Origin of the sequence: Pseudomonas sp. FP2294 (genome assembly GCF_030687625.1) — a bacterium.
In the GTDB taxonomy this organism is placed as follows: domain Bacteria; phylum Pseudomonadota; class Gammaproteobacteria; order Pseudomonadales; family Pseudomonadaceae; genus Aquipseudomonas; species Aquipseudomonas shahriarae.
Map to the genome: position 1 here is coordinate 5,255,546 of NZ_CP117441.1, position 12,975 is coordinate 5,268,520.

A 12,975-nucleotide genomic window follows, 5' to 3' on the forward strand; every position below is an offset into this window, starting at 1 on the left:
GACCCGCAAGGCTCAGATTCAAAGGGAACCAACCATACAAGATCAGGGACTAATTACAAGTTTTGCCCTGCAAACGGACACCATTCGGCGAGCCCGGCATTCGCAAGCTTGCGCCACAGATGATTTGGTTATATTTTATACAGTTATTTCATCTTCATCATGTCATTCATCTTTTCCATTTCACCTTTTCAAAGTCAAAATTACCTATGACCACTGAACCGTCTAAAGCGCCACCGCTTTACCCGAAGACCCACCTGCTCGCCGCAAGTGGTATCGCCGCCCTTCTAAGCCTGGCACTCCTGGTATTCCCTTCCAGTGACGTAGAAGCCAAACGAACGACCCTGAGTCTTGACTTGGAGAGTCCGGTTGAACAACTGACACAAGATCAAGACGCTTCTGACGCGCAACAAGCCACAACCGCGAGCGCAGAGTCGCCATTTGCGCAGATTGAAGAAAGCCCAGACGACACCAAACAAACCGCTCAGGTAGCGAAAGGCCCCGTGCATCGCGAAGTGGTCGTGGCCAAAGGCGATACGCTGTCGACGCTATTTGAAAAGGTCGGCCTACCCGCCACCACCGTTAGCGATGTGCTGGCCAGCGATAAGCAAGCCAAGCAATTCACCCAGCTCAAGAGTGGCCAAAAGCTTGAGTTCGAGCTGAGCCCTGAAGGCCAACTGACCACTCTGCACACCAAGCTCAACCACCTCGAAAGCATCACCCTGACCAGAGGCGCCAAGGGCTTTGCCTTCAATCGCGTGACCACCAAGCCAGTGGTGCGCTCCGCCTACATCCACGGCGTGATCAATAGCTCGCTGTCCCAGTCCGCAGCTCGCGCGGGCCTGTCCCATAGCATGACCATGGACATGGCCAGCGTATTTGGCTACGACATCGACTTCGCTCAGGACATTCGCCAGGGTGACGAATTCGATGTGATCTACGAGCAAAAGGTGGCCAACGGCAAGGTTGTCGGTACCGGCAATATCCTCTCGGCGCGCTTCACCAACCGCGGCAAGACCTACACTGCCGTGCGTTACACCAACAAACAAGGCAATAGCAGCTACTACACCGCCGACGGCAATAGCATGCGCAAAGCCTTCATCCGTACTCCGGTTGACTTCGCCCGTATTAGCTCGCGTTTCTCCATGGGTCGCAAGCATCCAATTCTGAACAAAATCCGCGCCCACAAAGGCGTGGACTATGCAGCACCGCGCGGCACGCCGATCAAAGCTGCCGGCGACGGCAAGGTGCTGCTGGCCGGGCGCCGTGGCGGCTACGGCAACACCGTTATCATCCAGCACGGCAACAGCTACCGTACGCTTTATGGGCATATGCAAGGCTTTGCCAAAGGCGTGAAGACCGGCGGCAACGTCAAGCAAGGCCAAGTGATTGGCTATATCGGCACCACCGGCCTGTCCACCGGCCCGCACCTGCACTATGAGTTCCAGGTCAACGGCGTGCACGTCGACCCACTGGGCCAGAAGCTGCCGATGGCCGACCCGATCGCCAAAGCCGAGCGCGCACGCTTCCTACAGCAAAGCCAACCGCTGATGGCACGCATGGACCAGGAACGCGCCACCATGCTGGCTTCGGCGAAGCGCTAAGCGATGGCGCTCTATATAGGTGTCATGTCCGGGACCAGCCTTGATGGCCTGGACATAGCGCTGATCGAGCAAGATACGGCGGTCAAGTTGATCGCCACACATTACATCCCCATGCCTGAATCCCTGCGCGCCGAGCTGCTGGGCCTTTGCGCCAGTGGCCCGGATGAAATTGCACGCTCGGCGATTGCCCAGCAAAGCTGGGTAACGCTCGCAGCCCAGGGCATTCATGCCGTGCTTGAGCAGCAGCAACTCACTCACCACGACATCCATGCGATTGGCAGCCATGGGCAGACCATTCGCCACGAGCCCGCCCGCGGTTTCACCGTGCAGATTGGCAACCCCGCCCTACTGACCGAACTGACCGGAATAACCGTCGTCAGCGACTTTCGCAGCCGCGATGTAGCCGCCGGCGGCCAGGGAGCACCACTGGTGCCCGCCTTTCACGAAGCGCTGTTCGGCGAGGCTACTGGTAACCGCGCAGTATTGAATGTCGGCGGCTTCAGCAATCTGAGCCTGATCGAAACCGGCAAACCCGTAGCGGGTTTTGATTGCGGCCCGGGCAACGTTCTGCTGGACGCCTGGATTCACCAGCAAAGGGGCGAAAACTTTGACCGCGACGGCCAATGGGCCGCGACGGGAAAGGTCGAGCCACAGTTGCTTAACGCATTGCTCAGCGACCCCTTCTTCCTGACCAAGGGGCCGAAAAGCACTGGGCGCGAAGTCTTCAACCTGCCTTGGCTGGAACACCACCTCGGTCGACTGCCATCGTTCAATGCCCAGGATATCCAGGCCACGCTGCTGGAACTGACCGTACAGACCATCGTCGAGTCGTTGAAAACCGCACAGCCGCAAACCGAAACCCTGCTGGTGTGTGGCGGCGGCGCCCATAACTCGACGCTGATGAACCGCCTCGCCGCCATGCTACCGACCACCCGTGTCAGCAGCACCGCCACCCACGGTGTAGACCCCGACTGGGTGGAAGCCATGGCCTTCGCCTGGCTGGCCCATTGCTGCCTGGAAGGTATCGCCGCCAACCGTCCCAGCGTGACAGGCGCCCGCGGCCTTCGTGTACTTGGCGCGATCTACCCCGCCTGAAACGCAGATAGCAAAACGCCGCTTGGCCCCATAAGAGCCAAGCGGCGTTTTGCTTAATCCGCTACTGATCAGATCGAGAAAGACGAACCGCAACCACAAGTCGTGGTGGCATTCGGGTTCTTGATCACAAAGCGTGAGCCTTCCAAACCTTCCTGGTAGTCCACCTCGGCACCTGCCAAGTACTGGAAGCTCATCGGATCCACGACCAGGCTTACGCCTTCGCGCTCGACAATGGTGTCGTCGTCAGCCACATCTTCATCGAAGGTGAAGCCGTACTGAAACCCTGAACAACCGCCGCCCGTAACGAATACGCGCAGCTTCAAGCGATCATTACCCTCTTCATCGACCAGGCTCTTCACCTTGTGCGCAGCACCGTGGGTGAATTGCAAAGCCGTGGGGGTGAAGGATTCAACGCTCATGCTGATAATCTCCCGGCGTAGCGCCGCCATATGCGTGATGACCGCCATTATCCGCTTCTCCTAGAAAAGCGGTCAACTATTGTTACGGTATATCAATCTGCCCGGCGGCCCTTAAAAACACGAAAGGCCCGATCAACGGGCCTTTTGCACAGCAGCCAACGCCTTAAGGCAGCATGCCGGCGTGGGACAAACCGAGCTTCTCATCAAGGCCGAACAAGATGTTCATGTTCTGCACAGCCTGGCCCGAGGCGCCCTTGACCAGATTATCGATAACCGACAGCACCACCACCAAGTCGCCATCCTGCGGACGATGCACGGCAATCCGGCACACGTTGGCACCGCGCACGCTGCGGGTTTCCGGGTGACTACCGGCAGGCATTACATCGACGAACGGCTCATTGGCATAACGCTTTTCAAACAATGCCTGCAGATCCACCGAGCGATCCACGACCGTTGCATACAGTGTCGAGTGAATCCCCCGGATCATCGGGGTCAGGTGCGGCACGAACGTCAGACCGACGTCACTGCCCGCCGCACGCCGCAGCCCCTGGCGAATTTCCGGCAGATGGCGATGCCCCTTTACGGCATACGCCTTCATGCTTTCCGAGGTCTCGGAGTACAAGGAGCCTACTGCTGCACCGCGACCAGCGCCGCTGACGCCCGACTTGCAGTCGGCAATCAGGCGCGAGGCGTCCGCCAGGCCAGCTTCCAGCAGCGGTAGGAAACCCAGCTGCGTAGCCGTCGGATAGCAACCCGGCACGGCGATCAGACGCGCCTGCTTGATCTGCTCACGATTAACCTCTGGCAAGCCGTACACCGCCTCTTCAAGCAGCTCTGGAGCACCATGGGGCTGACCGTACCACTTGGCCCACTCATCGGCATCCTGCAAACGGAAGTCCGCCGAGAGGTCAATGACCTTGGTCCCTGCGGCCAGCAGCTCGCCGGCCAACGCATGGGCAACACCGTGGGGGGTCGCGAAAAACACCACATCGCAGGCGCCCAGGGTCTTGATATCCGGAACGCTGAACGCCAGGCCGTCGTAATGGCCGCGCAGGTTGGGGTACATATCGGCAACGGCCAGGCCGGCCTCGGATCGGGAGGTAATGACCACTACCTCAGCTTGCGGATGCTGAGCCAACAGACGCAGCAATTCGACACCGGTGTAACCCGTGCCGCCGACGATACCGACCTTGACCATAAACCTGCCCTCAACGAACCCACTGGAAAGCCGTCGATAATAGGGGCCGTATCGTTCTGCGACAACCGTCAAGGTGACGTACGCACGCTCTAACCTCTACTATCTCCAGTTACCGTGAACCTGGGAATAACTAAAAATGCTTTATCTATGGCTCAAAGCCTTCCATATCGTCAGCATTGTCTGCTGGTTTGCCGGGCTGTTTTACCTGCCGCGCCTGTTCGTCTACCACGCACAAAGCCAGGATGCCGTCAGCCAGGAACGCTTCTGCATCATGGAGCGCAAGCTGTACAAGGGCATCATGCTGCCGTCGATGATCGCCACGCTGGTATTCGGCATCTGGTTGATCAGCCTTAACCCGAGCATCTTCAGCCAGGGTGGCTGGATGCACGCCAAGCTGACCCTGGTGGTGATCCTGATCGGTTACCACCATATGTGTGGCGCTCAGGTAAAACGTTTTGCTCGTGGCGAAAACACCCGCAGCCATGTCTTTTATCGCTGGTTCAATGAAGTGCCGGTTCTGATATTGCTGGCTATTGTAATTTTGGTCGTCGTCAAGCCGTTCTAACTCTACTTAGCCGCACTTAATCCGGGGTACTTCCAATGTCGCTGCCCGCTTTGCTTGAACAACGTCTGCGCCTGCCCGTGGTGGCTGCGCCGATGTTCCTGATTTCCAATCCGCAACTGGTCCTGGCGTGCTGCCGCAATGGCGTGGTCGGGAGCTTTCCGGCACTCAACCAGCGTGAAAGCAGTGGCTTCAAGGCCTGGCTGGAAGAAATCGAAGCGGGCCTGGCGCTGCTGGACAACCCTGCGCCCTACGCGGTCAACCTGATCGTGCACCACAGCAACCCGCGCCTTGAGGCTGACCTGGCGATTTGCGTCGAGCACAAGGTGCCGATCGTTATCACCAGCCTGGGCGCGGTCAAGGAATTGGTAGACGCCGTACACAGCTACGGCGGCCTGGTGTTCCACGACGTCACCACTCGGCGCCATGCCGAAAAGGCCGCCGAAGCCGGGGTCGATGGGCTGATCGCGGTGGCGGCAGGGGCTGGTGGCCACGCCGGCACTTGGAGCCCGTTTTCGCTGGTCGCCGAAATTCGCCAGTTCTTCGACAAGACCCTGTTGCTGGCCGGCTGCCTGAACCATGGGCACGAAATCCTCGCCGCGCAATTGCTCGGGGCTGATCTCGCGTATTTCGGCACGCGCTTTATCGCCACCACCGAAAGCCACGCCCCCGATGCCTATAAAGAGATGCTGCTCACATCGCGTGCAGCCGATATCGTGCACACTCCGGCGGTGTCCGGCGTGCCTGCAAGCTTTATGCGCCAGAGTCTGGAAAACGCCGGTTTCGACCTCGCCGCCCTGCAAGGCAAGGGCGAAGTCAACTTTGGCTCCAAGCTCAAACCACTCAGCGACGAGGCCAAAGCCTGGAAGACCGTATGGTCCGCCGGCCAAGGCGTCGGTGAGATTGACGATTTACCCAGTGTCGATGAACTGGTTGCCCGCCTTGATGCCGAATACCGCAAGGCGCGCGAGCACGCAGCACAATTGCGCTGGCCGCGCTGACCCACCCGCCTGGCCTGCCGAATGAGGCAGGCCAGCATTACCCCCCTGAAAAGTGACAAGGATGCCTGCATGAGCGACAACCGTTTCAAGATTGTGTTTGATGGAGCCTTGCTCCCGGGTGTCGAAAGCACCACCGCCAAGCTGAACCTGGCCGAATTGTTCAAAAGCGAAGTCGAGGCGATCGAAAAGCTCTTCACCGGGCGTCCAGTCGCCCTCAAGCGCGACCTGTCTCGCCCCGATGCCGAAACCTACCTGGCCGCCCTGAAAAACGCCGGGGTGGATGCGCGCATCGAAGCTGAACAGCCTGTGGCTTTCAACCTGGCTGAAACCCACGAGACCGACTCCGGCGCCTCCGATTTTTCGCGCCCGGCCACCTCGCCGTATGCACCACCGCGCGCAGCCGTGGGGGATGACCTTCCAGAGTTTTCCACCCTCAACGTGTTCACCGTCAACGGCCGTATCGGGCGCCTGCGTTTCCTGGCCTGGACCCTGGTCCTGAGCCTGGCGCTGTTCGCCATCGTGGGCGCCTTGTTCACCGTGGGCGTGGGTATTGCCGCGGCATCTCCCACTGCGGCGATCATCATTGGTTCACTGCTTGGTCTGGTCTTGCTCGTGGCATCGGTGTGGATGAGCGTCCTGATCACCGTGCAGCGCCTGCATGACCTGGGCTGGTCCGGCTGGTTATGGTTCCTGAACCTGGTGCCGATCGTGGGCAGTATTTTCCCGATCCTGTTGATCGTGCTGCCCGGCAATGCAGGCGCCAACCAATATGGTGCACCACCGCCACGCAACTCGACCGCAGTAAAGGTCCTGGCCACCCTGTGGCTGGCGCTGCTCCCATTGATATTCGCCGCCGCAGTGATGCTGGCCATGGGCGGTTACCTGGACCAGCTCGAAACCAGCGTGGACAGTGACTACGAAAGCAGCTCCATGTCCACCGATGAAGAAGCTGACCAGAGCGTCATCGCCGGTGAAGAAGATGTGCAAAGTGCTGACGATGCGGCCGAACCTGTAGACTCTCCGCAAGAATGAAGAAACGCCCCACGCCTGTGACGCATCTGTCGCAGGCGCGGTGGCGTTGCGATGGAGAAATGCATGACCCGTTACGCTCTGATCACCGGTGCCTCCAGTGGCATCGGCCTGGCCTTGGCCGAAGCACTGGCCCGTCGCGGCCGCAGCTTGATTCTGGTGGCCCGCCAGCGTGATCAGTTGGAAAGTATTGCCATAGAGCTGACCCAACGTTTTGGCGTCGAGGTGCTGTTCCGCGCCTGTGACCTGGGCGAGCCACTGCGCCTGTCCGGGTTCCTGCTGGAGCTGGAAGAAGGCGAGCGGCAGATCGACTTGCTGGTCAACTGTGCCGGTATTGGCACCAGCGGCCCATTCCTGGCCCAGGACTGGATGACCGAGCAGGACCTGATCGAAGTCAACATCCTCGCCCTGACCCGCCTCTGCCATGCGCTGGGTAACTCCATGGCCTTGCACGGTGGAGGGCAGATTCTTAACGTCGCCTCCGTCGCAGCCTTCCAGCCTGGGCCATGGATGAGTACCTACTACGCCAGCAAGGCCTATGTACTGCACTTCTCCGAAGGTCTGCGCGAAGAGCTGAAAAGCTGTGGTATCAAGGTCTCAGTGCTCTGCCCCGGCCCGACCCGCACTGCCTTCTTCGGCACCGCACAGATGGACACCGCCAAGCTGGACCGTCAGCAGTTGATGAGCCCGGAAGAAGTGGCGCTGCACACCGTACGAGCCCTGGCAAAGAACAAAGCGATCATTGTTCCCGGTCGCCGTAACCGCTGGCTGGCGTTCAGCCCACGCTTGAGCCCACGCTGGTTGACCCGCAAGATTGCCGGCGCGATCAACAAGGCCTATTGCCCGCGTTGACCTGCTGGGTACACTCACCCTGCACTTTCATAATGGAGAAACAGCTGTGGATACTCTGTTCACCAAGATCATCAACAGAGAAATACCCGCGAGGATTATCTACGAGGATGACCAGGTCCTGGCCTTCCACGATATTGCGCCAATGGCCCCCGTGCATTTCCTGGTGATTCCGAAAAAGCCGATCCGCACCCTCAACGACCTGACGGAAGAAGACAAGGGCCTGGCTGGACACATCCTGTTCACCGCCCAGCGCCTGGCCGTGGAACAAGGCTGTGAAAAAGGCTTTCGCGTGGTGATGAACTGCAATGAAGATGGCGGCCAGACCGTCTATCACATTCATATGCATGTACTGGGTCAACGCCAGATGAACTGGCCACCCGGCTGAAACCCGCCATTGCAGGAGCCGGCTTGCCGGCTCCTGCAAGAAGCATGACCCAGCGCAAACGCACGCCCCTCTCTTGCGGTAAACTGACCGCCGAGATTTTTCCCGGAGGTCAGCATGACTACCCAACGTCACTACTCGCCGATTGACCGACTGTTGCTGCAGGCCGACACAGCCATGCGCACACTGCTGCCCTTCAGCGGCCAGCCGTATCGCCCGTCACCTGCCATCGTGCAACCCGAAGCACAAATGAGCGAAACGGATACCCGTCATGTCGCCGGCCTGATGCGCATCAACCATACCGGCGAAGTCTGTGCCCAGGCGCTCTACCAGGGCCAGGCCCTGACCGCCAAGCTGCCGCAAGTACGCGCGGCCATGGAGCACGCGGCTGAGGAAGAAATCGACCACTTGGCCTGGTGTGAACAACGTATCCGCCAATTGGGCAGCCACCCCAGTGTGCTCAACCCACTGTTTTATGGTCTGTCGTTTGGCATCGGCGCCGCTGCCGGCTTGATCAGCGACAAGGTCAGCCTGGGTTTTGTCGCCGCGACCGAACATCAGGTGTGCAAACACCTGGATGAGCACCTGGAGCAACTACCGGCCGAGGATGAAAAGTCCCGGGCGATTCTTGAGCAGATGCGTATCGACGAAGAACACCACGCAGAAAGTGCGCTGGATGCCGGCGGTTTCCGCTTCCCGGCGCCGGTGAGGTTTGGCATGAGCCTGATGGCCAAGGTCATGACCAAGAGCACCTACCGAATCTGAGCTGCAAAAAAGGGCGCTTGCAAAGCGCCCTTTCTTTTTGTCAGAAGATCCCGCGATCAGCCCAACTCAATGATCTCGTAATCATGGGTAATGGCCACACCTGCCGCGCCGAGCATGATCGAAGCCGAGCAGTACTTCTCCGCCGACAGCTCGATGGCCCGCTTGACCTGCGCTTCCTTCAGCGCACGCCCCTTGACCACAAAATGCATATGGATCTTGGTGAACACCTTCGGGTCTTCAGTCGCGCGCTCGGCTTCCAAAAAGGCTTCGCAGCTTTCCACCGCCTGGCGCGACTTCTTCAAGATGCTGACCACATCGAAGTTGCTGCAACCACCCACGCCGAGCAGGAGCATTTCCATGGGCCGTACACCCAGATTGCGGCCACCGGCTTCCGGCGGGCCATCCATGACCACCACATGGCCACTGCCCGACTCACCGAGGAACATGGCTTCGCCCGCCCATTGGATGCGTGCCTTCATCGCCCAGACTCCACTGCTAAAAAAGGGGCGCCAGCTTATCACAGGCCCCCGCAAGCGCAGTGTTCTGCCCAAATACGTTCAACAGCAGACTTTGATAGGTAAATTCCCTGATCGAGTCAGAATGTGTCTGTTAAGCTGACGCCAAATCTATGGCGCATTGCCATCCTCCGGATGGATCCGCTCTATAAAAATACCAGCCCAACCACACCGTGCAGTCTTTTCGGGATACAACCATGGTTGCTATTACCCCCATACCCAAGATCAAGAACCTCGATAAGTTACTGACCCATTGTCAGCGGCAACGCTATCCGGCCAAGCAGAACATCATCTGCGCCGGGGAACGCTCGGAAACCCTGTTTTTCATTATCAAAGGTTCAGTCACGATCCTGATCGAGGATGATGACGGTCGCGAAATGATCATCGCCTATCTCAATACCGGTGATTTCTTCGGTGAGCTGGGCCTGTTTGAACAAGCGGGGAAAGAACAGGAGCGCAGCGCCTGGGTGCGGGCGAAGATTGAGTGTGAGGTCGCAGAAATCAGCTATGCGAAATTTCGCGAACTGGCCCAACAAGATCCGGACATCCTTTATGCCCTGAGCGGCCAGATTGCCCAGCGCTTGCGCAACACCACGCGCAAAGTCGGTGACCTGGCGTTCTTCGACGTCACCGGGCGCGTCGCCCGCTGCTTGCTGGAACTGTGCAAGCAGCCGGATGCCATGACCCATCCAGACGGCATGCAAATCAAGGTTACGCGCCAGGAAATCGGCCGGATTGTCGGTTGCTCACGGGAGATGGTCGGTCGAGTGCTCAAGGATCTGGAAGAGCGCAACCTGGTGCACGTCAAAGGCAAGACGATGGTGGTGTTCGGCACTCGCTAGTGCGCAAACACCTGTGCGAGCATCTGCCGGTATAAACCGTCGAGGCGGCTGATGGCATCCGGCGCAGCAAAGGCTTCATGCAAGGCGATATGGCTGTCGGCACGCACCCGCTGCTCGAGGCCGCACGCCTGATTGAAGCGATTGACCGCTGCAACCAGTTCCTCACGATGGTTCTCCAGCAACAATGCGCCATGCACCAGGCCTACCGGGCGCCCGCCACTCTGGCGCCAGCGCTGGGCAGTACCGACCATCTTGCGTCCGTTGAGATTGACGTTATAGCGGCCATCGCAAAAGGCCCCGTCGATTTCGCCCACAGAGGCATCGCCGCCCAACTCGGTCAGCAAGTCGCAAATGGGCTGGCACAGGCGCAGGTAGCCGGTCTCGATGCGGCCCTGGTCGCCTTCGCTACGGGGCGGCGCGTAGACCAGTGCGATATTCACCGTCGCCGCAGACTGCGGCACTGGCTCCCCTCCTGTTTCCCGCAGCAACACCGGCCAACCGTGGGCGGCCGATACCTGACTGGCCGCGTCAAAGGCGGGCAGACGACTCAGACGGCGAGGCATCACCAGTGCCTGGTCGCTGGGCTGCCAGAACAGCAGGCCGAAGGATTGTTCACCCGCGCAGACGGCGGCCAGCAAGTCCTGCTCGGCGGCAAGGCCTGCTTCAACGGTCATCGCTACGGGTTGGATCATCGAACACCTGCCTTTCTGAATAAACACAAAAATGTGGGAGCTGGCTTTCCGGCGATGCTGTCGCCTCGGTGTCTGCGTTACACCGAGGTGATGCTATCGCAGGCAAGCCAGCTCCCACAGTGTCCGCGTTTCAAATCAATCCAGTGTCGAACCACTGATCGGTAGACCACGCTCCGGGAAAAACAGGCGCTGCAACTCCGCCCCTGGATTCTCCGCACGCATAAAGGTCTCGCCGACCAGGAACGAATACACGTCGCTGATTTCCATCAACTCCACATCCGCACGATTGACGATCCCGCTCTCGGTAATCACCAGGCGGTCACGAGGAATGCGCGGCAGCAGGTCCAGGGTGGTTTCCAGGTTGACATCAAAGGTGTGCAGGTTGCGGTTGTTGACCCCAACCAGTCGTGTGTCGAGGGTTTTCAGCGCGCGCTCCAGTTCGTCACCGTCATGGACCTCGACCAGCACATCCAGGCCCACGCCTTTGGCAACCGCCGCCAACTCGGCCATCTGCACGTCGTCCAGCGCCGAAACGATCAGCAGCACGCAATCCGCGCCCAACGCCCGGGCCTCGACGATCTGGTACGGGTCGATCATGAAGTCCTTGCGGATCACCGGCAACTTGCACGCGGCGCGGGCTTGTTGCAGGTAAGCGTCGGAACCCTGGAAGTAGTCGATATCGGTCAACACCGAAAGGCAAGTTGCCCCGCCCTTCTCATAGCTGGCAGCAATCTCTGCCGGCACGAAGTTCTCGCGGATCACGCCTTTGCTCGGCGAGGCCTTTTTGATCTCGGCGATCACCGCTGGCTGCTTGAGCCTGGCCTGGGTGATCAGGGCATTGGCAAAGCCGCGGGGTGCATCGGCGCTTTTTGCCAGGTTTTCCAACTCGGCCAGGCTCACCCGTGCGCGGCGTTCGGCCACTTCTTCAACTTTGCGGGCGAGGATGTTTTCCAGAACTGTTGGCACGCTCATCCTTCATTCTCCATCTTGAATACGGCCGTGAATGCTCCCAGCTCTTCGAGCTTTTCGCGAGCCAGACCCGTATGCAGCGCATCGTGGGCCAAGGCGACACCTTCTGTAAGACTATAGGCGTGATCGGCTGCATAAAGTGCCGCGCCAGCATTCAGAACAATCATCTCTGCCGCTTTCTGACCGTTCTCGGTCTTGCGACGCCCCAGGGCATCGCGAATCAATTCAAGGGACGCCGCCGGGCTTTCTACCGCCAGGCCATGCAGGCTCTGGCTCTTCATACCGAGGTCTTCTGGCTCGACCCAATATTCGGTGACCTGATCGTTCTTCAGCTCGGCCACAAAGGTTGGGGCCGCCAGGCTGAATTCGTCCAGGCCATCCTTGGAGTGCACCACTAGCACGTGTTTGCTGCCCAGGCGCTGCAGGACTTCGGCCAATGGCCGGCACAGCGCCTGGCTGAACACGCCCACCACCTGATGCTTCACACCGGCCGGATTCGTAAGCGGGCCAAGCATGTTGAACAGGGTACGCAGGCCAAGGTCCTTGCGCGGGCCCGCGGCGTGTTTCATCGCCCCATGGTGGGACTGGGCAAACATAAAGCCGATACCGACGTTGTCGATGCAGCGCGCCACCTGCACCGGGGTCAGGTTCAGGTAGATCCCGGCCGCTTCCAGCAGATCGGCACTGCCGCTCTTGCCCGATACCGCGCGGTTGCCGTGCTTGGCCACGGTGCAACCGGCGGCGGCTACGACAAAGGATGATGCCGTCGAAACGTTGAAAATATTCGCACCGTCACCGCCGGTGCCGACCACATCGACCACGCCGTCGAGGGTCTTGAGTTCGACCTTGTCCGCCAGTTCACGCATCACCGAGACGGCGCCGACGATTTCGTCGATGCTCTCGCTCTTCATGCGCATGGCCATCATAAAGGCGCCAATCTGCGCATCGGTGCATTGGCCGGTCATGATTTCGCGCATGACATCGCTCATTTCAGCGGTGCTCAGGTCCAGATGGCCGACGATACGGCTCAGGGCAGTCTTGATATCCATGGAA

The 12,975-nt window shown here is 59.5% G+C and carries 15 protein-coding genes; 9 read left to right on the forward strand and 6 right to left on the reverse strand.

The genetic code is table 11. The features are described from left to right. The first annotated feature begins 206 nt into the window (after positions 1–206). Together PSH73_RS23725 and PSH73_RS23730 are read left to right on the forward strand one after the other, a co-directional pair. Positions 207–1,601: a peptidoglycan DD-metalloendopeptidase family protein gene (locus tag PSH73_RS23725; RefSeq protein WP_057960771.1), complete on the forward strand. Its 1,395-nt coding sequence runs from the start codon at positions 207–209 to the stop codon at positions 1,599–1,601. Positions 1,602–1,604: 3 nt separating this feature from the next. After that, entirely contained in the window at positions 1,605–2,696 is a 1,092-nt protein-coding gene (locus PSH73_RS23730; RefSeq protein ID WP_120734229.1) for an anhydro-N-acetylmuramic acid kinase, read from the forward strand. A gap of 68 nt (positions 2,697–2,764) precedes the next feature. Here the strand turns inward: PSH73_RS23730 and erpA are convergent, their stop codons facing one another. Together erpA and argC are read right to left on the reverse strand one after the other, a co-directional pair. Beyond that, on the reverse strand, positions 2,765–3,115 hold the full coding sequence (gene erpA, locus PSH73_RS23735; protein ID WP_003176443.1) for an iron-sulfur cluster insertion protein ErpA: 351 nt from the start codon (positions 3,113–3,115) through the stop codon (positions 2,765–2,767). A gap of 163 nt (positions 3,116–3,278) precedes the next feature. After that, positions 3,279–4,313: an N-acetyl-gamma-glutamyl-phosphate reductase gene (gene argC, locus PSH73_RS23740; RefSeq protein ID WP_057440338.1), complete on the reverse strand. Its 1,035-nt coding sequence runs from the start codon at positions 4,311–4,313 to the stop codon at positions 3,279–3,281. A 136-nt stretch (positions 4,314–4,449) separates the two neighbouring features. Here argC and hemJ point away from each other — a divergent pair, with 136 nt between their 5' ends. The 6 genes from hemJ to coq7 all read left to right on the forward strand — a co-directional run bounded on the left by hemJ (position 4,450) and on the right by coq7 (position 8,904). Next, entirely contained in the window at positions 4,450–4,878 is a 429-nt protein-coding gene (hemJ, locus tag PSH73_RS23745; RefSeq protein WP_057440337.1) for a protoporphyrinogen oxidase HemJ, read from the forward strand. A gap of 35 nt (positions 4,879–4,913) precedes the next feature. Continuing rightward, the gene (locus PSH73_RS23750; protein WP_057440336.1) at positions 4,914–5,876 is read left to right on the forward strand and encodes a nitronate monooxygenase family protein; all 963 of its coding nucleotides are present in this window, start codon (positions 4,914–4,916) and stop codon (positions 5,874–5,876) included. 69 nt (positions 5,877–5,945) lie between these two features. Beyond that, the gene (locus PSH73_RS23755; protein ID WP_305461467.1) at positions 5,946–6,908 is read left to right on the forward strand and encodes a DUF805 domain-containing protein; all 963 of its coding nucleotides are present in this window, start codon (positions 5,946–5,948) and stop codon (positions 6,906–6,908) included. A 63-nt stretch (positions 6,909–6,971) separates the two neighbouring features. Next, a complete protein-coding gene (locus PSH73_RS23760) occupies positions 6,972–7,757 on the forward strand; it encodes an SDR family oxidoreductase (protein WP_057440334.1) in 786 nt (261 codons plus the stop codon). A gap of 46 nt (positions 7,758–7,803) precedes the next feature. Then, positions 7,804–8,142, forward strand: coding sequence for a histidine triad nucleotide-binding protein (locus PSH73_RS23765; protein WP_032858506.1), 339 nt, complete (start codon positions 7,804–7,806; stop codon positions 8,140–8,142). Between the two features lie 114 nt (positions 8,143–8,256). Then, positions 8,257–8,904: a 2-polyprenyl-3-methyl-6-methoxy-1,4-benzoquinone monooxygenase gene (coq7, locus tag PSH73_RS23770; RefSeq protein WP_029296753.1), complete on the forward strand. Its 648-nt coding sequence runs from the start codon at positions 8,257–8,259 to the stop codon at positions 8,902–8,904. A gap of 56 nt (positions 8,905–8,960) precedes the next feature. Here the strand turns inward: coq7 and PSH73_RS23775 are convergent, their stop codons facing one another. Then, positions 8,961–9,383, reverse strand: coding sequence for an OsmC family protein (locus tag PSH73_RS23775; RefSeq protein WP_005792019.1), 423 nt, complete (start codon positions 9,381–9,383; stop codon positions 8,961–8,963). Between the two features lie 233 nt (positions 9,384–9,616). Between PSH73_RS23775 and crp the strand changes: the two genes are divergently transcribed. After that, entirely contained in the window at positions 9,617–10,261 is a 645-nt protein-coding gene (gene crp / locus PSH73_RS23780) for a cAMP-activated global transcriptional regulator CRP (protein ID WP_057440333.1), read from the forward strand. On the opposite strand, the gene PSH73_RS23785 is transcribed toward crp, so the two are convergent. From PSH73_RS23785 to trpD, 3 genes are all read right to left on the reverse strand, one after another. Continuing rightward, positions 10,258–10,953, reverse strand: coding sequence for a lipoate--protein ligase family protein (locus tag PSH73_RS23785; RefSeq protein WP_057960774.1), 696 nt, complete (start codon positions 10,951–10,953; stop codon positions 10,258–10,260). The genes crp and PSH73_RS23785 overlap by 4 nt on opposite strands. Positions 10,954–11,088: 135 nt before the next feature. Then, positions 11,089–11,925: an indole-3-glycerol phosphate synthase TrpC gene (gene trpC, locus PSH73_RS23790; RefSeq protein ID WP_057440331.1), complete on the reverse strand. Its 837-nt coding sequence runs from the start codon at positions 11,923–11,925 to the stop codon at positions 11,089–11,091. After that, positions 11,922–12,971, reverse strand: a complete 1,050-nt coding sequence (gene trpD / locus PSH73_RS23795) for an anthranilate phosphoribosyltransferase (RefSeq protein WP_032858515.1) — start codon at positions 12,969–12,971, stop codon at positions 11,922–11,924. Before trpD ends, trpC begins: the two co-directional genes overlap by 4 nt. Between the last annotated feature and the right edge of the window lie 4 nt (positions 12,972–12,975).

Bases quoted from the DNA above. Each gene is read 5' to 3' on its own strand.
- hemJ (WP_057440337.1), top strand. From the start codon at position 4,450: ATGCTTTATCTATGGCTCAAAGCCTTCCATATCGTCAGCATTGTCTGC.
- PSH73_RS23725 (WP_057960771.1), top strand. From the start codon at position 207: ATGACCACTGAACCGTCTAAAGCGCCACCGCTTTACCCGAAGACCCAC.
- crp (WP_057440333.1), top strand. From the start codon at position 9,617: ATGGTTGCTATTACCCCCATACCCAAGATCAAGAACCTCGATAAGTTA.
- trpC (WP_057440331.1), bottom strand. From the start codon at position 11,925: ATGAGCGTGCCAACAGTTCTGGAAAACATCCTCGCCCGCAAAGTTGAA.
- PSH73_RS23760 (WP_057440334.1), top strand. From the start codon at position 6,972: ATGACCCGTTACGCTCTGATCACCGGTGCCTCCAGTGGCATCGGCCTG.
- argC (WP_057440338.1), bottom strand. From the start codon at position 4,313: ATGGTCAAGGTCGGTATCGTCGGCGGCACGGGTTACACCGGTGTCGAA.
- PSH73_RS23775 (WP_005792019.1), bottom strand. From the start codon at position 9,383: ATGAAGGCACGCATCCAATGGGCGGGCGAAGCCATGTTCCTCGGTGAG.
- coq7 (WP_029296753.1), top strand. From the start codon at position 8,257: ATGACTACCCAACGTCACTACTCGCCGATTGACCGACTGTTGCTGCAG.
- PSH73_RS23785 (WP_057960774.1), bottom strand. From the start codon at position 10,953: ATGATCCAACCCGTAGCGATGACCGTTGAAGCAGGCCTTGCCGCCGAG.
- erpA (WP_003176443.1), bottom strand. From the start codon at position 3,115: ATGAGCGTTGAATCCTTCACCCCCACGGCTTTGCAATTCACCCACGGT.
- trpD (WP_032858515.1), bottom strand. From the start codon at position 12,971: ATGGATATCAAGACTGCCCTGAGCCGTATCGTCGGCCATCTGGACCTG.
- PSH73_RS23730 (WP_120734229.1), top strand. From the start codon at position 1,605: ATGGCGCTCTATATAGGTGTCATGTCCGGGACCAGCCTTGATGGCCTG.
- PSH73_RS23750 (WP_057440336.1), top strand. From the start codon at position 4,914: ATGTCGCTGCCCGCTTTGCTTGAACAACGTCTGCGCCTGCCCGTGGTG.
- PSH73_RS23755 (WP_305461467.1), top strand. From the start codon at position 5,946: ATGAGCGACAACCGTTTCAAGATTGTGTTTGATGGAGCCTTGCTCCCG.